This window comes from Kribbella sp. NPDC043289 (assembly GCF_056436705.1).
In genome coordinates this window covers 149,526-175,313 of the sequence record NZ_JBWKCB010000005.1, presented here as the reverse complement: position 1 = coordinate 175,313, position 25,788 = coordinate 149,526, and the positions used below count along the sequence as shown (strand labels likewise).

Genomic DNA, 25,788 nt, shown 5'->3' with positions numbered 1-25,788 from the left:
CCGACTTCGGTATCCGGACACCCGGGATCGGCCCGGAGAACGCTTACGCACCGCTACATTCGATCCATGACCGAGTCCACGAGCCGTCGCCGCAGTACCCGCGACTGGATCGTCGACAGCGTCATCTTCGTCGTCGCGGTGCTGTTCAGCCTCCTGCTGTACGACGACGGCGAGAAGGACCCGGTCAGCTCCGGACTACTCGCGCTCGACTTCATCGCGGGTATGGCGTTGTGCCTGAGCCTCTGGTTCCGTCGCCGCTGGCCGGTGCAACTGGCGGTCGCCGGAGCCGTGATCGCGACCTTCTCGGACGCCGCCGGTGCCGCCGGGATGATCCTGATCCTGAGCGTCGCCATCTACCGGCCGCTCAAGACCACGCTGTTCATCTTCGCGATCAACGCTGTCGCACTGCTGATCTACATCGACGTCCGCAACAAGCAGGACGACCCGATGGCGATCCTCATCGCTGCGGTGGCGATGTACGTCGCCGTCGCCGGCTGGGGGCTGTACATCCGGTCCCGCCGCCAGCTCCTGCAGACGTTGCGGGACCGGGCGGATCGCGCCGAGACCGTGGCGACGCTGCAGGCGGAGCAGGCGCAGCTCCGGGCCCGGGAAGAGATCGCTCGCGAGATGCACGACGTACTCGGGCATCGGTTGTCGTTGCTCAGCGTGCACGCCGGTGCGCTGGCGTACCGGTCGGACGCGTCGACGGAAGAGGTGGCGGGGGCCGCGGAGATCATCCGGGCGAGTGCTCATCAGGCGCTGCAGGACCTTCGCGAGGTCATCGGCGTACTGCGGGCGCCGGTCGGGGAGCTGCCGCAGCCGGCGTTCGCGGATCTGCCCGCGCTCGTGGAGGGGTCGCGCGCGGCGGGTATTCCGGTCGAGTTGACGCTCGACGCGCCTGGCGCCTTGCCGGAGCACGTCGGACGGACGGCGTACCGGATCGTTCAGGAGGGGCTGACCAACGCGGTCAAGCACGCGCCGGGCGAGCCGGTCACGATCAGCGTGACCGGTGCCCCGGGCAACGGATTGTCCGTGGAGCTGCGCAACCCGGCTCCCGACCGCAGGCGAGGAGACGGCCAAGGTTTGAAGGGCTTACGCGAACGCGCCTCCCTGGTAGAAGGTCGCGTCGAACACGGCCGCACCCCCGAAGGCGACTTCCGCCTCTTCGCTTGGTTACCGTGGGCGCCGTGACCATTCGGGTGCTGATTGTTGACGACGATCCTCTGCTGCGGGCCGGGTTGAAGTTGATGTTGGGTGGGGCCGAGGAGATCCGCGTGGTGGGCGAGGCCGGGGACGGGTCCGGCGTTCAGGGGCTGATCGACAAGCTCGCGCCGGACGTGATCCTGATGGACATCCGGATGCCCGGCACCGACGGTCTGACCGCGACCGAGACGGTACGCCGTCGTCCGGGCGCGCCCGAGGTCGTCATCCTGACCACCTTCGACGCCGACGAACACGTCCTGCGCGCGCTCCGCGCCGGCGCGGCCGGGTTCGTCCTCAAGGACACCCCACCCGCCGAGATCGTCGAGTCGGTACGCCGGGTCGCGGCCGGCCAGCCCGTTCTGTCACCCGCGGTCACCAAACGCCTGATCACCCGCGTCGCCGACTCCGGTCAGGACAACCGCAAGACCAAGGCCCTCGAGCGGCTCGCGGCACTGAACGACCGCGAACGTGAGATCGCCGTCGCCGTCGGCGAGGGGAAGTCGAACGCGGAGATCAGCGCCACGCTCTACCTGAGCGTCCCGACCGTGAAGACCCACGTCTCCCGCATCCTCACCAAACTCGACCTGAACAACCGCGTCCAGGTCGCCCTACTGGTCCACGACGCCGACCTGCTACACGGCTAGCCCTCAGGAATCAGCGCGGTTCGAGAACGACGACCGCGGTCGGCTTGGAGCGTCGCGCCGCCCAGGCGTCGAGGTGCTGGTCGATCTCCCGCCAGCGCTCCCACAACCGCACCCGCTCCTCGCCCTCGGCCGCACGGCCGAGCACCGCCCGAGTCCCGTCGGTGAGCACGACCTCCGCCTCGGGATGAGCGCGCAGGTTCAGCCACCAGGCGGGCTCGGGTTCCTCCCAGCCGTTCATCGCGAGCGTGACCAGGTTCGGTCCGTCCTCGTAGTACCCGAGCATGACGCTGCGCGGTTGGCCGGTGCGGCGGCCCGTGACGGTGAGACGCAGCATGCCGTACCGCTGGTCCCGGGGCCGTGACAGGCCGACTCGGCCTCCGCTGATCTTGTAGATGCCGCGATGGATCTTCCAGGCCAGCCATTTCACCCAGTGCGGCGGCACCCATGCCCCACGGTCCGCTGTACTCATGTCCCCCTCCAGACACTCCTGGAATCAAGGGTGACACAACGAAAAAGAGCCGGGCCCCCGGCGAGTTGGGGGCCCGGCTGATCAGTGGTGGGTCAGGACTGCGTTGCCCGGCGGAACTCCTCGTTCGGCGTCTGCAGGCTGCCGAGGCTGGTCACCTCGCGGCGGAAGAACAGCGCCAGCGTCCAGTCGAGGATGACGCGGGCCTTCCGGTTCAGCGTAGGCACGCGGGACACGTGGTACGTCCGGTGCAGGAACCAGGCGAGCCAGCCCTTCACCTTCACGCCGTACAGCTGGGCGACGCCCTTGTGCAGGCCGAGGCTCGCGACCGAGCCGACGTACTTGTGCTTGTAGTCCTGCGGCGGCTCCCCGTCGACGACCCGGAGGATGTTCGCCGCGAGCTGGCGCGCCTGGCGGACCGCGTGCTGCGCGTTCGGGGCGCAGAACGCACCGGTCTCGCTGGTCAGGTCCGGTACGGCGGCGTTGTCACCGGCGGTCCAGGCGTCGTCGACATCCTCGATCCGCAGGTTCGGCAGGGTCTTGATCCGGCCCTTCTCGTCCAGCGGGAAGTCCGTCGCGGCGAGCGCCGGGTTCGCCTTCACGCCGGCGGTCCAGACGATCGTGTCGGCGTCGAACTCGTCGCCGTCGCTGAGGATCACGTGACCCTTCTCGCAGGACTCCAGCCGGGTCTCCAGCTTGACGTCCATGTTCCGCTTGCGCAGCTCATCGACGGTGTACTTGCCGAGGTCCTCACCCACCTCGGGCAGGATCCGCCCGGTGGCCTCGACGAGCACCCAGCGCATGTCCTCGGGGTTGATGTTGTCGTAGTAGCGGGTGGCGTAGCGGGCCATGTCCTCGAGCTCGGCGAACGCCTCCACACCGGCGTACCCGCCGCCGACGAAGACGAAGGTGAGCGCGGACTTGCGCAGCGCCGGGTCGGGCTGGGACGACGCGACGTCGAGCCGGTCCAGGACCTTGTTGCGCAGCGCGATGGCCTCTTCGACGTTCTTGAACCCGGTCGCCTCGTCGGCCAGGCCGGGGATCGGCAGGGTCCGGGCGATCGAGCCGAGCGCGACGACGATCTGGTCGTAGGCGAGCTCGTACTCCGGGCCCTCCTCGGGCAGCACCTTGGCGACCTTGTGGGCGTGGTCGATACCGGTCACCCGGCCGGTCACCACGCGGCAGCCCTTGAGGGTCTTGCGCAGCGGCACCACGACGTGCCGCGGCTCCACCGAACCGGCTGCCGCCTCGGGCAGGAACGGCTGGTAGGTCATCACCGACCGCGGGTCCACGACGGTGACCCGGATCTTGCCTTTCCGGGCCGCGCGGCGCAGGCCGTACGCGGTGTACATCCCGACGTAACCGCCTCCGACGACGAGGATGTGCGGCACCTGGGCTGTCATGCGGTTCACTCTCCCTGAGTGGTTCTCCGACTTCATGTTCACTTCAACGCTAAGGGCTCGTGAAAGATTTCACAAACCCCCTAGCGGGTGATCTCACCCACCGAACATCCCCCACCCGAGGGACCCACCATCCCCTCATAGTCGACCCCAGACCCCGTGCCCACCAGGGCCGAGACACAACCGCAAGAACTACTCGGTCGGCCCCTCCAGGGCCAGCCGGTACCCACTCGGCGTGCGGAGCAACAGGCGCCGGTAGCTCCACTCGGGCGCCGGGTCGTTCTGCTCGACCTCGAAGTCGAGCCCGGCCGCGCGGCAGTGTGCGGCGGCAGCATCGACGTCGGCGACCGCGATCTGCCAGGTGAGCACGCTGGGCGGATCGTTCGGCGCCGGCGCCTGCTGGATGCCGAAGTGCACCGTGTCGGTTCCGAACGCGATGAAGTCCGGGTATTCCTCACCCTCGTAGATCACCGGCAGTCCGAGTCGTTCGTAGAACGCGCGCTCGGCGGCCAGGTCGGAGACGTTCAGGACGGGGGCGAGATGAGTGAACATCATGCCCACCAGCCTGCGTTATGTGGTGGGGAGTCGGTAGGTGGTGACGTGGGACGGCGAGTCGGCGGTGAAGGGGGAACCGCTCCAGTCGGCGTGGCGGGACTCGCGGGTGAAGCCGGCCAGTTGGGCCATCAGGTCGAGTTCGGCGGGCCAGATGTAGCGGTGCGGGGTGCGGTCGAGCTGTGCCTCGGTGCCCTCGCCGAAGTGGAAGTGGTGCGAGACGACGTGCTGCTGCAGTACGTCGTACGTGTCCAGCAGGATGTAGCCGGGATCGGCGATGCCGACCGTCGCGGGGATGCCGGGCGGGAGACGGCGGAGTTCGGGGACCCAGAGCTCGATCACGAAGCGCCCGCCGGGGGAGAGGTGGCGGGCGGCGTTCCGGAAGCAGGCGACCTGTTCGGACTGCGTGAGCAGGTTCGAGATCGTGTTGAACACCAGGTAGACGAGCGTGAACTCACCCGGCGCCCGGGCCGTCGACATGTCCCCGACGACGACCGGGATCGTCTCCGCGTCGGCCTTCGTCCGCAGCTGGTCGAGCATCGCGGTCGACAGCTCGATCCCGCTCACCGGCACCCCGCGTTCCGACAGCGGTACGGCGACCCGCCCGGTTCCGATCGCCAGCTCGAGCGCGCGCCCACCGCCGGCGAGCTCGGTCAACCGATCCACGGTCGGCCTCAGCACGTCGGCCGCGAACATCCCGCTGCCCGGCGTGTCGTACCGGGCGGCGACGTCCGCGTTCCACAGCCGGTTCTGCTCCGCGGCCTTCGACAACTCCATCAAGTCCTCCTCGTCGTCACCGCCGCCCCGCACGAGCCCGAGGCGGTCGTACTTCGACCTAGTGTCCTGAGTCGGAGGTTCGACGGCGCTTTCGGCGCCCAGGCACGCACCGCGATGCACGCACCTGACCACCGAAATCACTCGCCGAACCTCCGACTCAGGACACTAGGTCGACGCCGGCGGACCGACCACCGGGTTTTGGACGTCAGACCTTTGTGAGAACTGTTGATCCGGGTCGGATAGTGCGCGTCAATAGGGGTGTGGAGAACTACCGCGCCCCGGTCCTGACGGCCTCGTTGCTCGCGCCCCCGGCGGTCTGCGCGCTGCTGATCCCGTTCCGGGAACATTTCGACAACGCGAACGCCGCGCTGTTGCTGGTGGTCGTGATCGTCGGCGTCGCGGCGTTCGGGATCCGGCTGGCCGGCGTGGTGGCGGCGATCTCCAGCGCGGTGTGGTTCGACTTCTTCCTGACCGTTCCGTACGACAGCTTCACGATCGACAACAGCAACGACGTGGAGCAGGCCGTGCTGCTGCTGGTGATCGGCCTCGCGGTCACGCAGATCGCGATCTGGGGCCGCAGGCAACAAGCTGAGGCGTCCCGGCGGCGGGGTTACCTGGACGGCGTGATCACCACCTCGCAGGCGGTCGCGACCGGCGCCTCGGCCGACGACCTGATCGAGCAGGTGCGCGCCGAGCTGACCGCTGTCCTTGGAATCGACGGCGTGAAGTTCATTGCCGGTAGCAATCAGACCCACGTCCCGCGGCTGAACCCGGACGGTTCGGTGACGCGCGGCGCACACGTCCTGAAGGTCGAGCGTGACGGCCTGCCGACGAACGCCGAGATCGAGCTCACCGTCCAGCACGCCGGTGAGACCCGCGGCCGGTTCCTGCTGACTGCCGCCACCCGGGTGGCCCGCCCGGACCTGGAACAACGCCTGGTCGCGGTCGCCCTGGCCGACCAGGTCGGTGCCGCCCTGTCCACCCAGGAGCCCATCAACCGGCACGCCTGATCCCGCCTTTGTATTGCCGGGAAATACATCGGAAAGCGATTGATTTTCGGTGCGGAATGTCTACGGGATTCTCAGATGTTGTTCAGGATGGGACCGTAGTATCTCGCTACGGCCCCGGATGTGGGCCATCAGGAGGAAGACATGCAGAGCAGTAACCCGGTGCTGAACCGGTCGAGTGCGTTCGCGCCTGGCCAGGGCCAGGCCTATCCGGGGGCCGCTCCGTACGGTCAGTCGGGCCCCTACGGCTCTGGCGGATCGGGTATGCCGCCGCAGCAGCAGTACCAGGGGGCTCCGGCCGCGAGCCGCCCCATGACGCTGGACGACGTGATCGTCAAGACCGCGATCACCCTCGGTGTGGTCGTGGCAGCCGCCGCGCTCGCCTGGTACAAGGTCCCGGACACCCTGGTCTCGCCGGTGTTCCTGGCCGGCGCGCTGGTCGCGTTCGCGATCGCCATGGTGCTGTCGTTCTCCCGCAAGGTGAACCCGGCGCTGCTGATGGCGTACGCCGTCGCCGAGGGCGTGTTCCTTGGGATCGGCAGCAAGTTCATCGCCGGCTGGGTCGGTGACTCCGGCATCATCGTGCAGGCCGTATTGGCCACGATGATCACGGCCGGTCTGACCCTGGCGACGTACAAGTACTTCGCGATCAAGGTGACGCCGAAGTTCACCAAGATGGTCATCATCGGCACGATGGGCTTCGCCGGTGTGCTCGTGGTGAACCTGCTCCTCAGCCTGTTCGGCCTGAACACCGGGATCTCCGGAATGGGCCCGATGGGCCTGCTGTTCGCCGCGCTCGGCGCCGGACTGGCGGTGTTCAACCTGATCCTCGACTTCGACCTGGTCGAGCGCGGGGTCCGCGAGGGCGCCCCGCAGAGCGAGGCCTGGCGGGCCGCGTTCGGCCTGACCGTCACGCTGGTCTGGCTGTACTGGAACATCCTGCGGATCCTCGCGATCCTCCGCGGTGGCGACTGACCCCGCGGAAGCAGATCTACGGAAGGGCCGGTCCAGGTGGGCCGGCCCTTCCGGCTTTTCCGGACTCCGTTCGTCCGGTTCCGGTTCTACGGTGTCTCCATGACCACCGTTTGGTACGACGCTCCCTCGCACACCGCGGGCGCCGCGCTGATCACCACGACGTCCGCCCTCGACATCCGCGCCGACGGAGTCCAGGTGCGCGACGTCACCGACGAGATCGCCCGAGCGGCCCGCGAACTCGGTCTGACGCCATCGCCCGCGGAGACGCTCAACGTCGTCCTCGAGGCCACGGATCCGCCCGCCGTGCAGTCCTTCTGGCAACTCGCGCTCGGCTACCCAGCGACCCTCGAGGACCCTCTGCACCGCACTCCGAGCTTCGCGGTACGGCGACTGGACACGCCGCGGCCGCTGCGGAACCGGATCCACGTCGACGTGGTGCGTCCGTCGGACGTGGTCCAGCAGGCCTACGAGGCGACGGGGCGTGAGCCGTCCGGTGCGTTCGGCGTGATGGTGGCCGACGAAGAGGGGAACGAGATCGACCTGGTCCCGGGCGATCCGCTCCCCGGAACGAATGACTGGCAGGCGCTGTTCGCGGCGATGGTGTTCTACCCGACCGCCACGCCGGCGCCGTTCGTCACGAAGGCGGCGGAGCTGGCCGACGCCGCGGGCATCGCGCTGCGCATCGACGTACGGCCGGAGGGCGTGACCGTCGACAGCGCGAAGGATCGGTGGGAGGGCGAGGACGGGGCCGACCCGAAGTTCGTCGCGTTGGCACAGGCGGTCGAGGAGGCGGCGCGGGAGCTGGGGTTGCGGGCGGATCCGGCGCCGCTGCGGTTCGTGCAGTTCGGGCTGGACGCGATGGACGTCCCCGCGGTACGGCGGTTCTGGACGGAGTTCCTGGGCTACGAGCAGGACACGCGGCCGCATGTCACCGACATCTACGACCCGCGCTGGCTGAACCCGGTGCTCTTCTTTCAACAGCTGAACGAACCGCGGTCGCAGCGGAATCGGGTGCGCTTCGAACTCGTCGTACCGGAGGAGCTGGTGACGGCGCGGGTCGAGGCAGCGTTGTCAGCGGGCGGGCGGGTGCTGGCCGAAAACCCTTACCTGGTGGCGGATCCGGAGGGGAACGAGGTGGCGATCACGGCGGGCTGAACGCAGAAGACCTGCCCCTCCACCTGAAAGGGCAGGTCTTCTGAGTTCGTCTCCTTAGCGGCTCAGCCCATTCGCCGGTGCGCTCTGACCAGGTCGTACTCGTGGACGATGGCGGTCGCGTGCCCATGAGCGAGTGCGTACTCGCTGGAGAGCCATCGCACTCTGTCGTCGAAGCGCAGGAACGACGGTCCGTCGTTCATCAGCTGGAACCACTCGGTCATTGCGCGTCCGGTGCATCTGGGCACAGCCTCCACCAAACGCTGATGCGTCTCCTCAGAGTGGTTCAAGCCCATCTTCGCCTCCCGTCATCGGGGTACCGCGTAGTTATCGACTGTGCACCACCTGGCAGCCCGGAGGCAAGACTCCCGACATGAAAGTCCCCGCTCAGCGGACGCTCAAGTTCAGCAACAACCACGGCACTCCGGCGAATCCCCCACTACTGCGAGAGTTACTGGCCGACGGGCACCGTCTCGGGGGACGCCTCCGCGGGCTCGTCGACGCGATCGACCTCGGCCTTCGGGTGCCGCCGGCGGTGCCGCAACGCGGCCCAACGGCCCCGTGGCCCACGCTCGCGACCGGCCACCTCAGTGGCCGCGACCTCGGTCCCGGCGCGGCGGACCGCTTGGACGGCGGCCTCCGCGATCGGCAGGATCGCCTCGCCACGGAACGGCTCCGGGTGCACGAACGACTCCGGCCCGACACCCATCGCGGCCGCCACCGACGGCAGCAGTGCGGCGGACGCGGCGGCGTACCCGGTGGCTGACGGGTGGAAGTTGTCCCGGCCCCACATCGACGGGTTGGTACGGAACACCTCGCCGAGCAGCGAGCCGAGCGAGACGGACCGGCCGCCCGCCTCGACCACCGCGATGGTCTGGCCGGCGGCGAGCCGGTGGCTCATGGACCGGGCGACCCACCGCAGCGGCGGCACGATCGGCGGAACCACCCCGAGGTCCGGGCAGGTGCCCACCACGACCTCACAGTTCGCGGCGCGCAACCGGCGTACGGCGTTGGAGAGCAGGCGGACCGAGGTCGACGGCGACATCTTCGCCTTCACGTCGTTCGCGCCGATCAGGATCACGGCGACGTGCGGACCGGCCAGCAGCGCGGTGTCCACCTGCGCGGCGAGATCGGTCGACTTCGCTCCGGTCTTGGAGACGTCGACCAGCCGGACCGAGCGGTCGGCCAGGTCGGCCAGCCCGGAGGCGAGCAACACCCCCGGCGTCTCGTCCGGCGAGTCGGTGCCGTACCCCGCCGCACTCGAGTCGCCGAGCATGGCGAACGTGATCGGATGTCCTGGATGCCGGCCGTACAGACCGTCGCCCGGAGTGGGGTAGTAGCGCATCGGTCCGATCACGCGCTTCGCGTACTCGGCCTCAGCGGTCAGTACGCCGTACAACGTGGCACCGATGAGTCCGAGTCCCCCGCCCCCGAAGGCTGCGGCCTGGGCCAGCTTCTTCGCTGCCCTGGCTCTACTCACAAGTACAAGCATTACACGCAGTCACGGACAAGCAAGCCAAATTACCGAATGCCACGCATATCACTACAGTTAAGACCGTGCGCTACGCAGACTCTCTCCTGGACCTCGTCGGCAACACACCGCTGGTGAGGCTGTCCAAGACCACCGACGGTGCCAAGTCCCTCGTGCTCGCCAAGGTCGAGTACTTCAATCCGGGCGGCTCCGTGAAGGACCGGATCGCGGTCCGGATGATCGAGGCCGCTGAGGCCTCCGGTGAGCTCAAGCCCGGCGGCACGATCGTCGAGCCGACGTCCGGCAACACCGGCGTCGGGCTCGCAATGGTCGCGCAGCAGAAGGGCTACAAGTGCGTCTTCGTCTGCCCGGACAAGGTCAGCGAGGACAAGCGGAACGTGCTCAAGGCGTACGGCGCGGAGGTGGTGGTCTGCCCGACCGCGGTCGCCCCTGAGCACCCGGACTCGTACTACAACGTGTCCGACCGCCTGGTCCGCGAGATCGAGGGCGCCTGGAAGCCGAACCAGTACGCGAACCAGAACAACCCGCGCTCGCATTACGAGACCACCGGGCCCGAGATCTGGGAGCAGACCGAGGGGAAGATCACCCACTTCGTCGCGGGCGTCGGCACCGGCGGCACGATCAGCGGCACCGGCAAGTACCTGAAGGAGGTGTCCGGCGGCCGCGTCCAGATCGTCGGCGCCGACCCGGAGGGCTCGGTGTACTCCGGCGGCACCGGCCGGCCGTACCTGGTCGAGGGTGTCGGTGAGGACTTCTGGCCGGAGACCTACGACCGGAATATCTGCGACCGCGTCATCGAGGTGTCGGACGCGGACTCGTTCGCGCTCACCCGGCGGCTGGCCCGCGAGGAGGCCATGCTGGTCGGCGGTTCGGCCGGGATGGCGGCCGCGGCCGCGATCCGGCTCGCGCACGAGCTCGACGACCCCGAAGCCGCCATCGTGGTCCTGCTGCCGGACGGCGGCCGCGGCTACCTGACCAAGGTCTTCAACGACGACTGGCTGGCGCAGTACGGCTTCCTCGCGCACGCCAAGCAGGGCACCACGCTCGGTGACGTGCTGGCCGGCAAGGACGGCAGCCTGCCGCCGCTGGTGCACACCCACCCGCACGAGACGATCGCCGAGGCGGTCGCCATCCTGCGCGAGTACGGCGTCTCCCAGATGCCGGTCGTCCGCGCGGAGCCGCCGGTGATGGCGGCCGAGGTGGCCGGCGCGGTGTCGGAGCGGACGCTGATGGATGCCCTGTACTCCGGCAAGGCGCGGCTGGCGGACATCGTCGAGCAGCACATGGACCCGGCGCTGCCGTCCCTGGGCGCCGGCGAACCGGTGACCAAGGCGGTCGAGCTGCTCGAGGGTCGGGACGCCCTGATGGTCCTGGACGACGGAAAGCCGGTGGGCGTACTGACCCGGCAGGACCTGCTGGTCCATCTTTCCGCCGACTGAGTCGGTTAGCGGTCGACGACTGACGGGATGATGGCGATCAGTGCGGTGAGGACGATGCCGATCACCACGACTGCCGCTCCTGCGATCTGAAGAATGTCCATGTCTCAAGAGTGCTCCGCCGGAGCCTGCCGGACATCGGCCTCCGGATCGGTCTTTCCTTCATCCCAAGGTCGTACATCCGAGGGTCCGGACTCCTACTAGAGGAGTCCGGGCTTCCCCTAATGGACGACGGCGAAGTCCGCCGGATCGAGTCGTCGGGTACGGCGCCAGTACGACCAGGTCCACTCCGGCCAGATCGTCGAGTTGCGCCCCGCTGCGTCCAGGTACCAGCTGGTGCACCCGGACTGCCAGACGGTGTCGCCGAGCTCGCCCTGGATCGAGTCCACGAACCGTTCCTGGGCCTCCTCGCGGACCTCGAGGTACGTCGCGGCGCGGCGCCGGAGCAGGTGCAGGGCCTGCATCACGTAGCGGACCTGGGCCTCGATCATGAACACCATCGAGGAGTGGCCGAGGACCGTGTTCGGGCCGACCAGCAGGAACAGGTTCGGGTACCCGGCGACGGTGATGCCGAGGTGCGCGCCGATGCCGTCGCGCTTCCAGTGCTCGGCGAGGTCGACACCGTCCTTGCCGAGGATCGGCATCCGGGTCAGGTTGGCCGAGACCGCGAACCCGGTGCCGAGCACGAGCGTGTCGCAGGACCGCTCGGTGCCGTCGGTGGTGACCACGCCGGTCGGGGTGACCCGTGCGATCGGGGTGGTGACGACGCTGACGTTCGGCCGGGTGAGCGCCGGGTAGTAGTCGTTCGAGATCAGCACACGCTTGCAGCCGATCTGGTAGTCCGGGGTCAGCTTCGCACGGAGCTCCGGATCGGTGACCTGCTTGTGGAGGTGCCGTCGCGCTTGCAGCTCGAGGCCTTTCATCAGCTTCGGGTTGCCCGCGAATCCGGCGCCGCGGCCTTCGAGACCCCAGTAGATGACGTTGCGGATCGTCCGCTGTCCGGCCGGGAAGCGTTCGTGCAGCTTGCGTTCCCAGCTGCCGATCGAACGGTCCGGCTTCGGCGTCACCCACGGGGCCGACCGCTGGTACACGTCCAGCTGGGCCACCTGCGGCGCGATCTGCGGTACGAACTGGATCGCCGACGCGCCGGTCCCGATCACCGCCACGTTCCGCCCGCGCAGGTCCGCCGAGTGATCCCATTGCGCGGAGTGGAACGTCGTACCGGCGAAGGAGTCGAGGCCGGGGATCTGCGGGAGCTTCGGCGCGTGCAGGCTGCCGACGCCGGTCACCAGCGCCTGGGTCTCGATCGTCTCGTCGCCGTTCACCGTGACGGTCCAGCGACCGGTCGTCTCGTCGAAGACGGCTTCGGTGGCCTCCGCGCCGTACCGGATCTTGTCCGCGATCCCGTACTTGTTCGCGCAATGCTTCAGGTAGGCGAGGATCTCGTCCCACGGCGCGAACATCCGCGTCCACCGCGGGTTCTGCTCGAACGAGAACGAGTAGAGGTACGACGGGATGTCGCAGGCGCAGCCGGGATAGGTGTTGTCCCGCCAGGTGCCGCCGAGTTCGTCCGCCTTCTCCAGGATGACGAAGTCCTCGCACCCGGCCTGACGGAGTTTGATCCCCATGCACAGTCCGGCGAACCCGGACCCGATGATGACGACGTCGGCCATACCGCCAGAGGTTACCGGCGGGTCACCGCAGCCGGTAGAGGGTCTCGCCGGCGTTCGGGACGACGAACGTGTCCGGGTCGGCCTCGTACGCGGCGATGTCGACGCTCGCCGGGTCGAGATAGTCGAGATTGGCCCGGCGTACGACGTCCTCCGGGATGCCGGTCGCCAGCGTCACCCGGACCCGGAGGTGCTCGCCGCTGACCGGGTCCCAGGTGCCGGCGCCGCGCAGGTGGGTGGAGTGCGCGAGGACACCCCAGTGCACGTCGCGGAACTTCTCCCACTGGCCGAGGAAGTAGTCACGGCAGTGGTAGCCGATCTCCTCGATCTCCGGGTGCATCGCGGCGATCTGGGTGACGTGCGGCGCGTAGAGGATCACCTCGCCACCGTCCGCGACGATCGGCTCGAGCTTGTAGAAGCCCTTGGCGGCGGTCCAAATGTCGGCGTACTTCGGTGGCATCACGGAGAGCACGCGCTTCACCGGGCGCTCGTGGTACCGGACGTGGGTCTGGGCGGAGATCTGGGCCGCCGCGGCCCAGGACGACGTGGTGTCGCCGAAGGCGATCGCGTGCAGCGAGTCCGTCCCGGACTGGGCGACGACCGAGAGCGCGAGCTTCTCGGCCGGGATGAGGGCGGCGGCCTCGTCGATGAGGGCGCGGACCGGGGTGATGCCGGGCGTACCGATGATGTTCGCGCTGGTGATCAGGGCGCCGAGCCAGTGCGAGAAGTCGATGACCTGCTGGCCGGCGACGCCGGGGAAGAAGTACTTGTTGCCGCCGGAGAAGCCGACCACCTCGTGCGGGAAGACCGGCCCGACGACGAGCGCGACGTCGTGCTCGACGACAGCGCGGTTGAGCTGGACCGGGACCTCGTCGCGGAGCATCTCGTCGGAGATCTCGCCGACCCGGTCGGAGCTGATCGTGCCGAGGTCGACGAACGTGTCCGGCTTCCACCACTCGTGGTTGATCGCGTTCGGGTAGTCACCGCCGAGGTGCTTGCGCAGCTGCTCCGGCGTCATCTCCGCATGGGTGCCCAGAGCAACGAGGATTGTGACCTTGCTGGCCCGGCCCTCCAGCGCGCCGGTGACGGCTTTCAGCAGCAGCGGTAGCGGGCAGCTGCGGGTGGCGTCCGGGACGATCACGCAGACGCTGCGGCCCTCCAGCCCGGCGCCCGCGAGCGCACCACCAACGAACGACGTCACCTCGTCCTCGGTCAGGACCTGCCCCGCACCACCGATCACCGCCGCACCAGTCACGCTTCGACCCTACCCACTGCGGACGTTGACCGGGACCGGGGGACGACGGACGATCAGGGGATCACTGGGGGAGTGAGGGGGATGCATCATGCGACCCACGGGGTTCGGGGGCGTTCTGCTGCGCGAAGGAGACGCGGCGTACGACGAGGCACGGACGGTCTTCAACGCGATGGTCGACCGCAAGCCGGCGCTGATCGCGCAGTGCGAGACCGCCGCCGACGTCCAGGCCGCTGTCCGGTACGGCGTCGCGAACGAGCTCGAACTGGCGGTGCGCGGCGGTGGTCACGCGATCACCGGGGACGGCGTCAGCGACGGCGGGCTGGTGATCGACCTGCGCCGGATGTACGACGTGCAGATCGACCCCGACCGACGACTCGCGCGGGTCGGTGGCGGTGCGACGTGGAGTGATCTGGATCGGGCCGGACAGCCGCACTGCCTGGTGACGACCGGCGGGCGGGTGCCGTCGACCGGGGTCGCGGGACTGGCCCTCGGCGGCGGCTCCGGTTGGCTGGAACGGAAGCTCGGGTTGGCGTCCGACGCGTTGGTCTCGGTCGAGCTCGTCACCGCCGACGGGGAGCTGGTGATCGCCGACGAGGCCCAGAACACCGAGCTGTTCTGGGCGCTGCACGGCGGTGGCGGGAACTTCGGGGTGGCCACCGCGCTGACCTTCCGGCTCACGCAGGTGGTGACGACCACCCTGGCGGTGCTGGTCTGGCCGGCCGTGGCTGGTCCTTCGGTACTGCGGACGTACCGCGACCTGATCGACGAGGATGCGCCCGAGGAGCTCGGTGGCGGCGTCGTGTTCCTGACCGCGCCGGCCTTCGGGTTCGTCCCGGAGGCGCTGGTGGCGCAGCCGGTCGTGATGGCGGTCGCGGTGTACGTCGGTGGCGCGGCCGAAGCCCGTGACGTGTTCGCGCCGATGTTCGAGCTCGCGCCCGAGGGGACGTTCCTGGCGGAGCTGCCGTACGCCCAACTGCAGTCCGCGTTGGACAGCCCGGCCGGCTTCCGGAGCTACTGTTCCGCCGAGCATCTGTCCGCTTTGCCGGATCCCGCCGTACGGGCGTTCTGTGATCGGGTCGGCGAGATGGTCACACCGTCACCGTCGCAGCAGACGATGCTGCCCTGGGGAGGCGCCGTACGCCGTGGTTCGGGGGAGTGGCCGCAGGCGTACCGGGACGCGGCCTGGGTGGCGCGACCGTTCGCGGCCTGGACGCATCCGTGCTCGGACGACCGGGCGATCCGCTGGGTGCGGGACGTGTGCCTGGACCTGGAGCCGTGGTCGACCGGGCATGTGTTCCCGAACTTCGTCGGGCACGAGGGCCGGGACCGGATGATCGCCGCGTTCGGCGCCGCGAACTACGACCGGTTAGCCCGGGTGAAGTGCCAGTACGACCCCGAGAACGTCTTCCACCTCAATCAGAATGTTGAACCTGAGTGGCGGTGTTAGTCGCGCGCGACCACTGCACCGCGGCGATCACGACGTACGCGATCGCGGCCAAGGGGGCCGCCCAGAAGCGGAAGAACGGGAGCTGGCCGGTCACCGCGGTCGCGACGAACACGACGGCGAAGGTCGCGACGCCGGCGATCGTGCCGCGGCGGCGGGAGTCGAGCGCGCTGCTCGGCAGCGGGCCCATGTGCCGGTCGAGCGTGACGCCGAACCCGCTCAGACCGGCGAGCGCGGTCACGATGAACAGGACGCCTCCGGGGAGCCCGCCGAACACGATCGCGGCCGCGTTCAGGAACGTCAGGACGGCGAACACGATGAGGGCGTCGAGCGCGCCGAAGAGCAGGTGATTGATCTGGCGTTTGCGCAGGTCGACGGTGCCGACCGGCCGGATCGGTCCGGCGTCGCCGCGCAGTCGCCGTACGGTCAGGATCAGTCCGGCGACGATCACGACCAGGAGCAGTACGCCGGTGATCGAGAGGACGACGGAGCGGGTCGTCGACATGTACTGGCGGACGTGATCGCCGTACACGCAGCTCGCGGACGGCGGGAACCAGCTGGTGCGGACCACCGCGTCGCCCGTCTCGCCGACGAACCTCTTCGCGCAGTCGGCGCTCGGGTCGAACCAGCCGGGCATCGACAACGTGACCACCGTTGTCCACACCAGACCGCCCGCGAGCCCCAACCCCAGCAACCAGCCCGCCCGACGCCTCACCCAGTCCACGGGTCCTACCCTCTCACTGGTGGACTCCTACCTCGCCCAGCTCCGTCGCGACGTGGGCTCTCGCCTCCTCTTGCTTCCGGGAGCCCAGGTGCTCGCGATCGATGCGAACGACCGCATCCTGTTCCAGCGGAGCCGCGACTCCGGACTGTGGGAGCTCCCGGCCGGTGGCGCTGAGCCCGGTGACAGTTTCCGGTCCGCGGCCGCTCGCGAGTTCCAGGAAGAGACCGGGCTGGTCGTCGACGAGGCCGAACTGGTCCCGTTCGCGAGCCTGTCGCAGGCCGACGTACACACGCTCACCTATCCGAACGGTGACGTGGTGCAGTGCTTCGCCCTCTGCTTCGAGGCACGCCGGTGGACCGGAGCGCTACGCCCCGGCGAGGACGAGGTCCTCGAAGCCGGGTTCTTCGCTGCTCCGCCAGGTCCGTTGCACCCACCGACTGAGGTGGTGCTCCGGCTGCACGCCGAATTTCGGGAGACAGGGCTGTTCCAGGCGTTCTAGATTGCGGTGATGCGAGCAGCGGAGATCGTCGACGGGTTGCGGCAGCTCGGGCTGGACGGGACGTCCGAGGTGCTCGTGCACTCGTCGCTCAGTGCGTTCGGGTACGTCGACGGTGGCGCGGAGGCGGTCTGCGCGGCGCTGACCGAGGTGTGCGGGACCGTGATGATGCCCGCCGGGACCTGGGATCTGACCGGGTTGCCGGCGCCGCCGGGGCTCGTCCGGCCGGACAACTGCTACGAGAACGCGGCGAGTTGGACCGAGTTCGACGAACAGTTGTCGCAGGCAACCAGTTTCCGGGGTGATCTGCCGATCGACCGCTGGTTGGGGCGGATTCCCGAGGTGTTCCGGCAGACGGGCGCGCCGCGGCGTACCGCCCATCCGCTGTTCGCCTACCAGGCTGCCGGTCCCGCCGCGGAACGGTTGCTGGCGGCGCAGCGCCCCGACTGGCCGCTGGGCTCGATCGAGGCGCTGAACGGCGACGTACTGCTGCTCGGTGTCGATCACACGTCCAACACCACGATCCATCTCGCCGAGCAGTACCTCGGGCGCTCGCGCTTCTACCGCTACGCGAAATCCGCCGACGGGCTGTGGGTCGAGCTCCCGAACATCCCCGGCGAGAGCCACCACTTCGACGCCATCGAGCCGGTACTGCGTCCCGCGACCAAGGAAGTCCGCATCGGTCAGGCGCGAGTACGCCGCATCTCCAAACAGGCCGTACTGGACGCGACTCGCGAACTCGTCCTCGCCGACCCCGCGGCTCTGCTCTGCACCGACAACCCTGAGTGCCGCTGCGCGGCCGCAATCCAGCAGCGGTTGGCGTCAGTCTGAGCTGACGTCGATCAGGACCTTGCCGACGACGCTCTGCTCGACCGCGGCGTGCGCCTCCGCGGCCCGATCGAGTGCGTAGTGGTGCAGCGGTAGCCCGGCCTCCGGCCCGACACCCACCGCGCCGGCCTTGACCGCGGCGGCGACATCGCCCAGCCCGCGCGGCCGCCACGACTCCGGAGCCGTGTACAGCAGGACGAACTGCCAGCGAACGTTCGGCACCATCGACGTCCGCACCGGCAGCTCCATCGTCGGCCCGCCGTCGGTCGCGTACACCGCCACCGATCCGTGCGGCGCGATCACCGCGGCGTCGATGGCCGCGTTCGCCGCCGGGGACACCTCGACGATCGTGTTCACTCCGTGCGGTGCGATGGCATGCACCTCGGCGATCACGTCCTGCTGCTTGTAGTCGATGACGTGATCGGCACCCGCGAGCGCGGCGAGATTGCCCTTCTCCGGGCTGCTCACCGTGGTGATCACCGTCGCGTCGGACCACCGGGCCAGCTGAATCGCCGCGTTGCCGACCGCACCGGCGCCACCGGCAACGAGCACCGTTCGGCCCGCGAGCTTGCCCGGACCGAGATGGTCCGGCCCATCCTCGGTCACCGTCAGACAGCGGTGCGCGGTCAGGAACGGCACGCCGAGCGCGGCTCCGAGGTCGTACGACGCGCTGTCGGGCAGTGCCACTACGTTGCGCACGGGAACCACGGCGTACTCCTGCGCGGTGCCGCCCGCCGGTCGCTGGTACGCGGCCTCCCACAACCAGACGCGACGGCCGGTGAGCGCCGCGTCGACGCCCTGGCCGACGGCCTCGACGACACCGGAGCCGTCCTGGTTCGGCACCTGAGCCGGGTCGATCAGAGTCCCGGACTCGCTGCCGCGGCGCGACTTCCAGTCCGTCGGATTGACGCCCGACCGGTGGATCCGCACCCGCACCTCGCCCGGCCCCGGGTCGATCACCGGCCTGTCCACGAGGGTCAGGACGTCGGGCTCACCGGTCACGGAGTACTCGATAGCACGCACCCCACCGACGCTACCCGCTGACGTCCTCGCGGGCACGCAGCTCCTTGGTGAACATCAGGGTCGCGCTGTCGTCGTTGCGGATCGACTCCATCGGCGGCACCTGCCGGCCGTCGTAGATCAGCCCGCGCCCGTCCGGGAGGTAGCCGCGGCGGACGTACATCCGCTGCGCCTGCCCGTAGTCCGGGTACAGCCCGACACCGATCCCGACCACCGGGTACCGCGTCGCGACCAGCGCCTCCGCCGCGTCCATCAACGCCGACCCGATCCCGCGCCGGCGGTCCGACGGCAACACGTTGAAGTCCTGGATCTCGGGGATGGTCCCGAAGTACGGCGACACCCAGCGCACGGTCACGTACCCGACGTACCGTCCGTCGACCGTCGCCACCAGTACGTCGCGATCGCCCGCCTGCTGCTCCGCGAGGTACCGCTGGTACTGGCTCTCGGGCTTGTTCCACCCGATCGCGTCCATCGCCGCGGCAATCATCGCCGGATCGCCGGCGCGCAACGGCCGGATCGCCAACTCGTCGTCCATACAGGCCTCCTGGCTGGGCAGCCTAGGCCCGACCACGACCGCGGGTCGCCCGAATTACCTCGGGCGACCCGCGGCGCCGGATCAGCGGGTGGCGTGGATCGCGGTCTCGATCACGCGAGTGACCGGGCCGGGATCGGAGATCAGGCCGAGGTGGCCGGCCGGGATGCGGGTGATGGTGGAGTGCGCCCGGGTGGCCATGAAGTTCTGCGCGGTCGGGGTGATGATCAGGTCCTTGGTGCCGAGCACGTACCAGGACCGGATGGTCTTCCAGGCCGGTACGCCGGACGGGTCATTGCCGGCTTGAAGGGTGAGCGGGCGTTGCGCCGGGTAGAGCTGCTCGGACTCGGAGCGCGGGACCCCGGAGGCGAACGACTTCACGAACGTGTCGTGCTTCAGGTACAGGTCCAGGACGCTGCCGTTCGGGACGAAGTCGAAGACAGTCTCCGGAGGTACGGCGAGGGCGGAGTCCGCACCGGCCAGCGGGAAGACCGACTCGTTCTCGTTCGGGGCGAACGCGTCGACGTACACCAGCGCCTTCACGTTCGGGTTGCCGGTCGCGGCGTTCGTGATGACCGCGCCGCCGTACGAGTGGCCGACCAGCACGATCGGCCCGGACAGGGTGGCGAGGAAGTTTCGGATCGTCGCCGCGTCGGTCGGGAGACTGCGCAACGGGTTCGGTGGGACGCGGACCGTGTACCCGTCGTCCATGAGCCGACGGGTGACCTTCGCCCAGCTCGACCCGTCGGCCCACGCTCCGTGGACCAGCACGACCGTCGGTTTCGGACCACTGCGGTACGACGCGGCCGCGGGTGTCACGGCGGCGATCAGGACCGCGAGTACGGCGACGACTACCGCCAGCACCCGCGTTCTGTGGTGATGCATCGATGAAGCCCTTTCGTCAGGCGACTGTCGCCGGGAGGGCGCGCAAGGCTGCGTGACGAAGCCGGGTGGTGCGGGTCAGGACTGGAAGAACTCGAGCAGGTCGGCGTTGACCACGTCCGCGTGGGTTGTGGGCAGGCCGTGCGGCAGTCCTTGATAGGTCTTCAGGACGCCGTTCTTGAGCAGTGCGGCCGACTTCGGACCGGCATCGGCGTACGGGACGATCTGGTCGTCCTCGCTGTGCACGACAAGGACCGGCAGAGTGATCTTCCGCAGGTCCTCGGTGAAGTCGGTCTGGGAGAACGCGACGATGCCGTCGTAGTGCGCCTTGGCGCCGCCCATCATGCCCTGGCGCCACCAGTTCGCGATGACGGCTTCGACCGGCTCGACACCCGGGCGGTTGAACCCGTAGAACGGGCCCTCCGGTAGGGCGCGGTAGAACGCGGACCGGTTCGCGGCGAGCTGGTTCTGCAGGTCGTCGAAGACCTCCTTGGGCAGGCCCTCCGGGTTCGCGTCGGTCTTCACCATCAACGGCGGGACCGCGCACAGGATCGCGGCCTTGGCGGCCCGGCCCTCGCCGTGCCGGGCCAGGTAGTGCACGACCTCGCCGCCGCCGGTCGAGTGACCGACGTGGATGCAGTCGTGCAGGTCGAGGTGGTCGATGACGGCTTTCAGGTCGTCGGCGTAGTGGTCCATGTCGTGACCACCGCTGGTCTGCGTGGACCGCCCGTGCCCCCGGCGGTCGTGCGCGACGACGCGGTACCCCTTCGACAGGAAGAACAGCAGCTGGTTGTCCCAGTCGTCGGCCGACAGCGGCCATCCGTGACTGAAGACGATCGGCTGCCCCTCACCCCAGTCCTTGAAGAAGATCTCGGTGCCGTCGCTGGTCGTGATCGTTCCCACGGTGTACCCCCTGATTCCCTTTCAGCACAAAGGGGATCGGCCCTTTGCCGCCCCCGGGACACGCTAGCTGCTGTCGCCTGGATTTCCGAGGAGTTCTCGGGCCGGTTCGAATAGCGGTCACTATCTGGCCGCTACACCTTCTAGAGTCAGGGACATGACGAACAACGAGCAGCCGGTGACCGGCGAGCGGGCCGACATCCTGGACTTCCTGGCCAAGCACCGGTACTTCCTGCGGCACACCGCGCAGGGCCTGACCGACGAGCAGGCGAGCACCCGCAGCACCGTCAGCGAGCTGACCATCGGCGGCCTGATCAAGCACGTGTCGGCGGTCGAGCAGCACTGGGCCGAGTTCGCCCAGGGGACGCGTCCCGACGACGTCCCGGCCGAGTCCGAGTTCACGCCGGAGATGATCGCCTCGTGGCAGGACCAGTTCCGCCTCACCGAGAGCGAGACGCTGGCCGGCGTACTGGCGGAGTACGAGAAGATCGCCGCCGCCACCGACGACCTGGTCCGCACCCTCGACCTCGACGTCAGCTACGAGTTGCCCTCCGCCCCCTGGCAGCCCCCGGGCGTCTTCTGGACCGCCCGCCGCGTCTTCCTGCACATCACCGCCGAGACCGCGCAGCACGCCGGCCACGCCGACATCATCCGCGAAGCCATCGACGGGCAGAAGTCGATGGGCTGACGCGCTCCAGCGCCGAGGGTGCCGCCGGTCGGTGGCGTCCTCGGCGCTTGTCGTTAGCGGCTTGCGAGAAAGCTGGATCGGGGCTCGCGCGCTGGCGACGATGGTGCGGTGATCGGTGGGTTCGTGGTCGAGGGGTCTCTCATCGGCGCCGCGGGATGTGCGGTATCGACGCCGCTGACCGTCACCCCCGACGCCGACCTGCAGACAGCTGCAATGGCCCGAGCCATCCAGGCCGGCCTGGCCACGCCGAACCTCTCGCCCCACCACCCACCAACCAAGGCACCACGCCAGGTCTCATCAGAGACCAACAACAAGCACCTTCACCGGTCGTAACTCGGGTTATCGGTTTACAGGTTGTAGCTCGGCCACTCGGCGCAGCTCGTCGAACGCGTTCGGTGGGCCCGCTGACAGGCGATCGCGGATCGTTGCGGCGCACTCCGCCGGATTCTGACGCTCGGAGTCGACCTCGACGTCGTACGTGCCGTGTTGGTGGACAAGCGGGAACTGCAACGCAGCGCGGCCGATCGTCCGGTTCCCACGCTCGCGCTCCCGCCGCTCGAGCTCAGGCAACGAGCAGCGAATCCCAACGAAATACACCGGGAGCCCGTCAAACACCTGGAGACAATCCGCAAGCCGCCAGCGCTCACCCAAGATGTGATCCACCACCACGTCATTCCCCGCCGAGGCCATCCCCGCGACCGCCCGGTGAAACCCCAACACGGTCCGCTGAAACACCGGCAGGAACTCCTCCTCGCTCCACTCCCGCCGAGCCCGCACATGATGAAACTGATCAACCGCCAAGTGAAACCAGGCCCCGTCCAGCGCGCCCAGCAACTCCTTCGCAACACTCGACTTCCCAGAACTCGAAGTCCCGTTCAGCAGGATCAGCCGCCCCGGCCGCCCGACCGGGGTCTCTGGAAGCAACTCATGGGTCGCGCTGATGGACATCGCCCCATGATCCCTGACCAGCCGGTCAGCTGAGGTGCTGTTACGAGCGGTTGCGGGGTGTCTGGAAGCGGTGGACCTGTTGGGGCCAGCCGCAGGCGATGGCGATCTTGCCGGCCCAGTGGCGTGCGGCGTCCTCGTCCGGTACGTCGACGACCGCGAACCCGCCGAGGTGTTCCTTCGACTCGACGTACGGCCCGTCGCTGAACATCGGCGTACCGCTCGACGCGTCCACACTGAAGACCGGCGCATCGGGCTCCAGCCCGCCGGTGAAGATCAGAACCCCGGCCGCCTTCATCTCCGCGATGAGCGGCCGCAGAGCCGCGGACTTGGCCGCCAGCTCCTCGTCGGTGTGCTCAGGCACCCACTCGTCGTTGAAGGCAATGAGGTACTCGGACATCTCTCCTCCTCAGCGGCGGCCGCCACGACCACCTTCCACCCTCACCACGAACACACCCCACCGAATCCGACACCCGCCCTCACGAGTTTCACACACGGGAACCACACCGGGCGACGCTGGTCGCTCCCTGCGAGGATGGCGGCCATGGTGAGCTACCACGCGCGGTACGTGTCCGGTGATCCCGACGAGGTATGGCGCGACTTACGCGGTCTCGGCGGACGGGTCTTCGATGCTCCGTACCGCGAGGACGCCGAGGCGGTGGCGCGCGAGTTTGCCGACCGTGCCCGCAGGAACGTCGAGACGCTCGTTGGGCGGCTGCAGGCGCAGGGCTTCCGTGCGCAGGAGAACGACGACGAGGGGACGCCGCGTCCCGCCCATGTCCCGCCGTCGCCGGGCGCGCCCGCGCTGGCCGACTGGCTGGAGGAGACGTTCGCCCCGTTCCCGATGACGGTCAGCGCGTGGATCCGCCAGGTGGGCGACCTGCCAGCTCTGCCGGGGCATCTTTGATCCTGCCGTGTCGCAGAAGGTCATTTGCCAGCTTCGACACCATGGCGCAGACAGCCTTCATGTAGTCGAACCTGGCACCGCTGCGAACCCTGCGAGGTGTCATGTACCCCCACGAAACGCAACGCCGCATCGTCGTCACCGGGATGGCTGGATCCGGGAAATCCACGTTCTCCCGGGCGCTTGCGGTCAAGTCCGGCCTGCCGGTCATCCATCTGGACCTCCAGTTCTGGAAGGCGGGCTGGACCGAACCGTCGGAGGCCGAGTGGCGCGAGAAACAACGTGACCTCCTTGCCAACAACGCCTGGATTGCCGATGGCAACTACGCCGAGACGCTCGATCTCCGGCTCGAACGCGCCGACACTGTGGTGGTCCTAGCCACGCCGTGGTGGCGGTGCGCGGGACGAGCGTTGCTGCGCGGCTGCCGAATGCCGGACACGCTGCCTGAAGGCTGTGAGTACTCGGCCTGGCAACGGTTGCGCGATGAATGGCGCCTCATCCCGCTCATCTGGCGGAACCGGCGCGCGGAACTCGAACGCGAGCAAGCGATCATCGCCCGACACGGGCAAGACGTGACCCGGCACGTGCTCAAGTCCAAACGGGCGATCAGGGAATTCCTGGACGGGGCAGTCGACGTCAAGGGGAGGGGAGACCGAGATGGAAGCATCTGAGGCGCGGCGCGCGCTGGCTGTGGCGATGTCGACCGCCTCAGAACTCGGCTTGGCCGTCGACGACGCGATCGTTCTCAGCGACTCCAACCGACTCGTCATCCGTCTGACGCCGTGCGACACCGTCGCCCGAGTCACGCCCATGACGCATTTCGCAAGCGCAGAGCAAGAAGTTGAACTCGTGCGGCGGCTAACGCAGACGGACAGCCCGGTCGCCCCGCTCGAGCCTCGAGCCGAACCACGCGTCTTCGTGCATGACGGCTTCAAGATCGCCCTGTGGGCCTACGTCGAACCTGTGCAGTCACCAATGCTTCCGCCGGCCGAGTACGCGCAGGCGCTCGCACGTCTTCATGCCGGCCTGCGGCGGATCGAGATCACGACACCACACTTCATGGATCGAGTGGCTGCTACTCAACGAGACGTTGCCAGCCGTGATGTCACTCCCGATCTCGCGGATACGGACCGGGCGCTGCTCGCCAACACGCTGCACGATCTAGGGCGATCAATCGTCGACCGGCGCGGCGCCGAACAACTGCTGCATGGCGAGCCGCACCCGTTGAACATCCTCAACACGAAGAACGGGCCGCTCCTCATTGACTTCGAAAACACCGCCCGTGGGCCCGTCGAGTACGACCTGGCTTGGGCGCCTAGCGAGGTCAGCCAGCACTATCCCGACGCTGACCAAGATTTGGTCGGTGAGTGCAGGGGTGTCGTACTCGCGATCGTCGCAACGCATCGCTGGAGTCTCAACGACCAACACCCGAGCGGCAGAGAATCGGGAGTGGCGTACCTTCGCGTTCTGCGGGAGGGTCCGCCGTGGCCGGCGCTCGACGACGTCGTCTGGTAGAGCGACACCCCTACCGTCGTGCGGCATCATCAACGGCGTGGATACACCGCAGACGAAGTACGACGCGTCGCCAGGCAGTATTCAGCCTCTGATAGACACCTTCTGGTCCGCTGCAGGTTGGCGAGAGTCGCCGGATTGGCCCGCTGATCAGGATCTCCGCGCGGCCGTTCAGCGAGGTGTCATGTTTCCGGAGCCGGTCGTCCTGAGTCACGACGGTTGGGTCGCGACGGCACAGGCTGCGGTCGGCCACGTATCACTCATGGAAGCAGAGGCGGCGTTTGTGGCGAGCCTGACCAGTCGCAGACTCGACCTGCGCTCGGTCCTGGCATCGTTCCTCATCGCGCGCGGCCTACCGGACCATGGCTTCACGGCGAGCACTCGCGGTCGCCAGTGCGCGGTGTGCGGGTTGTACTCGGAGTCGGCCGCCGAGGATCTCAACGTACTGAACTTCGAACGCTTCAAATGGGGAGGGGTGCGACGCGACAACATCAACTATGTCGCCTTCGACCTGCAGCAGTTTCGCCTGGCGCCGAGGCTCGAGCCGACCGCCGAGGACATACGGCTCGGGCGCACAGTCCTCGAGACGCTGAATGATCTTCCGCCTGACATCACGGCATCCCAGGCCGCTGCTCAGCTCGGTTTCGTGAAAGGCAACAAGGCCGAACGCGAGGTCCTGCTGGACATACTGGGGATCTGCGGCGTACTCGACACAGACGATCATCCTGGATTCGCCAGGGAGTTCGTTCCGTGGAGTGCGCGTGATCTTCCATCCCAGCGGTTCGTGGAACGTGCGTACCCAGCCTGCTGGTGGAAAGCCGCAGCAGGAGTCAACGCCGGCGCCGCCAAGAGTGTCCTACCGACCTTGACCTGATTTCGGGAGC

Annotated in this window: 29 protein-coding genes; 14 read left to right on the top strand and 15 right to left on the bottom strand. The window is 68.4% G+C overall.

Features of this window, described 5'->3' with window-relative positions; all coding sequences use genetic code 11:
* Positions 1–66 precede the first annotated feature (66 nt).
* Positions 67–1,191, top strand: a complete 1,125-nt coding sequence (locus AC0662_RS28480) for a sensor histidine kinase (RefSeq protein WP_478304439.1) — start codon at positions 67–69, stop codon at positions 1,189–1,191.
* Entirely contained in the window at positions 1,188–1,847 is a 660-nt protein-coding gene (locus AC0662_RS28475; RefSeq protein WP_478304437.1) for a response regulator, read from the top strand. The genes AC0662_RS28480 and AC0662_RS28475 overlap by 4 nt, the downstream gene beginning before the upstream one ends.
* Positions 1,848–1,857: 10 nt before the next feature.
* Here the strand turns inward: AC0662_RS28475 and AC0662_RS28470 are convergent, their stop codons facing one another.
* From AC0662_RS28470 to AC0662_RS28455, 4 genes are all read right to left on the bottom strand, one after another.
* On the bottom strand, positions 1,858–2,316 hold the full coding sequence (locus AC0662_RS28470) for a nitroreductase/quinone reductase family protein (RefSeq protein WP_452199647.1): 459 nt from the start codon (positions 2,314–2,316) through the stop codon (positions 1,858–1,860).
* A 92-nt stretch (positions 2,317–2,408) separates the two neighbouring features.
* On the bottom strand, positions 2,409–3,716 hold the full coding sequence (locus tag AC0662_RS28465) for an NAD(P)/FAD-dependent oxidoreductase (protein WP_452199649.1): 1,308 nt from the start codon (positions 3,714–3,716) through the stop codon (positions 2,409–2,411).
* A 189-nt stretch (positions 3,717–3,905) separates the two neighbouring features.
* Positions 3,906–4,268: a VOC family protein gene (locus tag AC0662_RS28460; RefSeq protein WP_478304435.1), complete on the bottom strand. Its 363-nt coding sequence runs from the start codon at positions 4,266–4,268 to the stop codon at positions 3,906–3,908.
* 15 nt (positions 4,269–4,283) lie between these two features.
* On the bottom strand, positions 4,284–5,042 hold the full coding sequence (locus AC0662_RS28455; protein ID WP_478304433.1) for a class I SAM-dependent methyltransferase: 759 nt from the start codon (positions 5,040–5,042) through the stop codon (positions 4,284–4,286).
* A 260-nt stretch (positions 5,043–5,302) separates the two neighbouring features.
* On the opposite strand from AC0662_RS28455, the gene AC0662_RS28450 reads away from it, so the two are divergent.
* From AC0662_RS28450 to AC0662_RS28440, 3 genes are all read left to right on the top strand, one after another.
* Complete coding sequence (locus AC0662_RS28450) at positions 5,303–6,052, top strand: DUF4118 domain-containing protein (RefSeq protein WP_478304431.1); 750 nt, start codon at positions 5,303–5,305, stop codon at positions 6,050–6,052.
* Between the two features lie 141 nt (positions 6,053–6,193).
* The gene (locus tag AC0662_RS28445) at positions 6,194–7,024 is read left to right on the top strand and encodes a Bax inhibitor-1/YccA family protein (protein WP_452199657.1); all 831 of its coding nucleotides are present in this window, start codon (positions 6,194–6,196) and stop codon (positions 7,022–7,024) included.
* Positions 7,025–7,123: 99 nt separating this feature from the next.
* On the top strand, positions 7,124–8,179 hold the full coding sequence (locus AC0662_RS28440; protein WP_478304429.1) for a VOC family protein: 1,056 nt from the start codon (positions 7,124–7,126) through the stop codon (positions 8,177–8,179).
* A 62-nt stretch (positions 8,180–8,241) separates the two neighbouring features.
* On the opposite strand, the gene AC0662_RS28435 is transcribed toward AC0662_RS28440, so the two are convergent.
* Together AC0662_RS28435 and AC0662_RS28430 are read right to left on the bottom strand one after the other, a co-directional pair.
* Positions 8,242–8,472: a DUF4287 domain-containing protein gene (locus tag AC0662_RS28435; protein ID WP_452199661.1), complete on the bottom strand. Its 231-nt coding sequence runs from the start codon at positions 8,470–8,472 to the stop codon at positions 8,242–8,244.
* A 155-nt stretch (positions 8,473–8,627) separates the two neighbouring features.
* Entirely contained in the window at positions 8,628–9,656 is a 1,029-nt protein-coding gene (locus AC0662_RS28430; protein WP_452199663.1) for an SGNH/GDSL hydrolase family protein, read from the bottom strand.
* Between the two features lie 77 nt (positions 9,657–9,733).
* On the opposite strand from AC0662_RS28430, the gene AC0662_RS28425 reads away from it, so the two are divergent.
* Positions 9,734–11,107: a cystathionine beta-synthase gene (locus AC0662_RS28425; RefSeq protein ID WP_478304426.1), complete on the top strand. Its 1,374-nt coding sequence runs from the start codon at positions 9,734–9,736 to the stop codon at positions 11,105–11,107.
* Between the two features lie 218 nt (positions 11,108–11,325).
* Here the strand turns inward: AC0662_RS28425 and AC0662_RS28420 are convergent, their stop codons facing one another.
* Together AC0662_RS28420 and AC0662_RS28415 are read right to left on the bottom strand one after the other, a co-directional pair.
* Complete coding sequence (locus AC0662_RS28420) at positions 11,326–12,777, bottom strand: flavin-containing monooxygenase (RefSeq protein WP_478304424.1); 1,452 nt, start codon at positions 12,775–12,777, stop codon at positions 11,326–11,328.
* 22 nt (positions 12,778–12,799) lie between these two features.
* The gene (locus tag AC0662_RS28415; RefSeq protein WP_452199669.1) at positions 12,800–14,029 is read right to left on the bottom strand and encodes a lactate racemase domain-containing protein; all 1,230 of its coding nucleotides are present in this window, start codon (positions 14,027–14,029) and stop codon (positions 12,800–12,802) included.
* Between the two features lie 88 nt (positions 14,030–14,117).
* Between AC0662_RS28415 and AC0662_RS28410 the strand changes: the two genes are divergently transcribed.
* Positions 14,118–15,476 carry an FAD-binding oxidoreductase gene (locus tag AC0662_RS28410; protein ID WP_452199671.1) on the top strand — a complete coding sequence of 453 codons (1,359 nt, stop codon included), beginning with the start codon at positions 14,118–14,120 and terminating at the stop codon, positions 15,474–15,476.
* On the opposite strand, the gene AC0662_RS28405 is transcribed toward AC0662_RS28410, so the two are convergent.
* On the bottom strand, positions 15,442–16,188 hold the full coding sequence (locus AC0662_RS28405) for a hypothetical protein (RefSeq protein WP_478304422.1): 747 nt from the start codon (positions 16,186–16,188) through the stop codon (positions 15,442–15,444). The two genes, AC0662_RS28410 and AC0662_RS28405, sit on opposite strands and share 35 nt — an antisense overlap.
* A 28-nt stretch (positions 16,189–16,216) precedes the next feature.
* Between AC0662_RS28405 and AC0662_RS28400 the strand changes: the two genes are divergently transcribed.
* Positions 16,217–16,696 (top strand): NUDIX domain-containing protein, encoded by a 480-nt coding sequence (locus AC0662_RS28400; RefSeq protein WP_478304420.1) that lies wholly within the window; start codon positions 16,217–16,219, stop codon positions 16,694–16,696.
* A 9-nt stretch (positions 16,697–16,705) separates the two neighbouring features.
* Positions 16,706–17,524, top strand: a complete 819-nt coding sequence (locus AC0662_RS28395) for an AAC(3) family N-acetyltransferase (protein WP_478304418.1) — start codon at positions 16,706–16,708, stop codon at positions 17,522–17,524.
* Here the strand turns inward: AC0662_RS28395 and AC0662_RS28390 are convergent.
* The 4 genes from AC0662_RS28390 to AC0662_RS28375 all read right to left on the bottom strand — a co-directional run bounded on the left by AC0662_RS28390 (position 17,516) and on the right by AC0662_RS28375 (position 20,858).
* A complete protein-coding gene (locus tag AC0662_RS28390) occupies positions 17,516–18,544 on the bottom strand; it encodes an NADPH:quinone reductase (RefSeq protein ID WP_478304416.1) in 1,029 nt (342 codons plus the stop codon). The two genes, AC0662_RS28395 and AC0662_RS28390, sit on opposite strands and share 9 nt — an antisense overlap.
* A gap of 10 nt (positions 18,545–18,554) precedes the next feature.
* Entirely contained in the window at positions 18,555–19,076 is a 522-nt protein-coding gene (locus AC0662_RS28385; RefSeq protein WP_478304414.1) for a GNAT family N-acetyltransferase, read from the bottom strand.
* Positions 19,077–19,157: 81 nt separating this feature from the next.
* Positions 19,158–19,958, bottom strand: a complete 801-nt coding sequence (locus tag AC0662_RS28380; protein ID WP_452199682.1) for an alpha/beta fold hydrolase — start codon at positions 19,956–19,958, stop codon at positions 19,158–19,160.
* Between the two features lie 75 nt (positions 19,959–20,033).
* A complete protein-coding gene (locus AC0662_RS28375; protein WP_452199683.1) occupies positions 20,034–20,858 on the bottom strand; it encodes an alpha/beta fold hydrolase in 825 nt (274 codons plus the stop codon).
* A gap of 154 nt (positions 20,859–21,012) precedes the next feature.
* On the opposite strand from AC0662_RS28375, the gene AC0662_RS28370 reads away from it, so the two are divergent.
* Complete coding sequence (locus tag AC0662_RS28370) at positions 21,013–21,543, top strand: DinB family protein (protein ID WP_478304412.1); 531 nt, start codon at positions 21,013–21,015, stop codon at positions 21,541–21,543.
* 339 nt (positions 21,544–21,882) lie between these two features.
* Here AC0662_RS28370 and AC0662_RS28365 read toward each other — a convergent pair whose 3' ends face one another.
* Together AC0662_RS28365 and AC0662_RS28360 are read right to left on the bottom strand one after the other, a co-directional pair.
* On the bottom strand, positions 21,883–22,491 hold the full coding sequence (locus AC0662_RS28365; protein WP_452199689.1) for a chloramphenicol phosphotransferase CPT family protein: 609 nt from the start codon (positions 22,489–22,491) through the stop codon (positions 21,883–21,885).
* Between the two features lie 40 nt (positions 22,492–22,531).
* Complete coding sequence (locus tag AC0662_RS28360) at positions 22,532–22,888, bottom strand: YciI family protein (protein ID WP_452199690.1); 357 nt, start codon at positions 22,886–22,888, stop codon at positions 22,532–22,534.
* A gap of 144 nt (positions 22,889–23,032) precedes the next feature.
* Here AC0662_RS28360 and AC0662_RS28355 point away from each other — a divergent pair, with 144 nt between their 5' ends.
* The 4 genes from AC0662_RS28355 to AC0662_RS28340 all read left to right on the top strand — a co-directional run bounded on the left by AC0662_RS28355 (position 23,033) and on the right by AC0662_RS28340 (position 25,778).
* On the top strand, positions 23,033–23,395 hold the full coding sequence (locus AC0662_RS28355) for a hypothetical protein (RefSeq protein ID WP_452199692.1): 363 nt from the start codon (positions 23,033–23,035) through the stop codon (positions 23,393–23,395).
* Between the two features lie 101 nt (positions 23,396–23,496).
* Positions 23,497–24,063 (top strand): P-loop NTPase family protein, encoded by a 567-nt coding sequence (locus tag AC0662_RS28350; RefSeq protein WP_478304410.1) that lies wholly within the window; start codon positions 23,497–23,499, stop codon positions 24,061–24,063.
* Complete coding sequence (locus AC0662_RS28345; protein ID WP_452199696.1) at positions 24,050–24,907, top strand: aminoglycoside phosphotransferase family protein; 858 nt, start codon at positions 24,050–24,052, stop codon at positions 24,905–24,907. Before AC0662_RS28350 ends, AC0662_RS28345 begins: the two co-directional genes overlap by 14 nt.
* A 37-nt stretch (positions 24,908–24,944) precedes the next feature.
* Positions 24,945–25,778 (top strand): hypothetical protein, encoded by an 834-nt coding sequence (locus AC0662_RS28340; RefSeq protein WP_452199698.1) that lies wholly within the window; start codon positions 24,945–24,947, stop codon positions 25,776–25,778.
* The last annotated feature ends 10 nt before the right edge of the window (positions 25,779–25,788 follow it).

Bases quoted from the DNA above. Each gene is read 5' to 3' on its own strand.
- AC0662_RS28480 (WP_478304439.1), top strand. From the start codon at position 67: ATGACCGAGTCCACGAGCCGTCGCCGCAGTACCCGCGACTGGATCGTC.
- AC0662_RS28470 (WP_452199647.1), bottom strand. From the start codon at position 2,316: ATGAGTACAGCGGACCGTGGGGCATGGGTGCCGCCGCACTGGGTGAAA.
- AC0662_RS28465 (WP_452199649.1), bottom strand. From the start codon at position 3,716: ATGACAGCCCAGGTGCCGCACATCCTCGTCGTCGGAGGCGGTTACGTC.
- AC0662_RS28460 (WP_478304435.1), bottom strand. From the start codon at position 4,268: ATGATGTTCACTCATCTCGCCCCCGTCCTGAACGTCTCCGACCTGGCC.
- AC0662_RS28455 (WP_478304433.1), bottom strand. From the start codon at position 5,042: ATGGAGTTGTCGAAGGCCGCGGAGCAGAACCGGCTGTGGAACGCGGAC.
- AC0662_RS28445 (WP_452199657.1), top strand. From the start codon at position 6,194: ATGCAGAGCAGTAACCCGGTGCTGAACCGGTCGAGTGCGTTCGCGCCT.
- AC0662_RS28440 (WP_478304429.1), top strand. From the start codon at position 7,124: ATGACCACCGTTTGGTACGACGCTCCCTCGCACACCGCGGGCGCCGCG.
- AC0662_RS28435 (WP_452199661.1), bottom strand. From the start codon at position 8,472: ATGGGCTTGAACCACTCTGAGGAGACGCATCAGCGTTTGGTGGAGGCT.
- AC0662_RS28420 (WP_478304424.1), bottom strand. From the start codon at position 12,777: ATGGCCGACGTCGTCATCATCGGGTCCGGGTTCGCCGGACTGTGCATG.
- AC0662_RS28410 (WP_452199671.1), top strand. From the start codon at position 14,118: ATGCGACCCACGGGGTTCGGGGGCGTTCTGCTGCGCGAAGGAGACGCG.
- AC0662_RS28395 (WP_478304418.1), top strand. From the start codon at position 16,706: ATGCGAGCAGCGGAGATCGTCGACGGGTTGCGGCAGCTCGGGCTGGAC.
- AC0662_RS28385 (WP_478304414.1), bottom strand. From the start codon at position 19,076: ATGGACGACGAGTTGGCGATCCGGCCGTTGCGCGCCGGCGATCCGGCG.
- AC0662_RS28380 (WP_452199682.1), bottom strand. From the start codon at position 19,958: ATGCATCACCACAGAACGCGGGTGCTGGCGGTAGTCGTCGCCGTACTC.
- AC0662_RS28370 (WP_478304412.1), top strand. From the start codon at position 21,013: ATGACGAACAACGAGCAGCCGGTGACCGGCGAGCGGGCCGACATCCTG.
- AC0662_RS28365 (WP_452199689.1), bottom strand. From the start codon at position 22,491: ATGTCCATCAGCGCGACCCATGAGTTGCTTCCAGAGACCCCGGTCGGG.
- AC0662_RS28360 (WP_452199690.1), bottom strand. From the start codon at position 22,888: ATGTCCGAGTACCTCATTGCCTTCAACGACGAGTGGGTGCCTGAGCAC.
- AC0662_RS28355 (WP_452199692.1), top strand. From the start codon at position 23,033: ATGGTGAGCTACCACGCGCGGTACGTGTCCGGTGATCCCGACGAGGTA.
- AC0662_RS28350 (WP_478304410.1), top strand. From the start codon at position 23,497: ATGTACCCCCACGAAACGCAACGCCGCATCGTCGTCACCGGGATGGCT.
- AC0662_RS28345 (WP_452199696.1), top strand. From the start codon at position 24,050: ATGGAAGCATCTGAGGCGCGGCGCGCGCTGGCTGTGGCGATGTCGACC.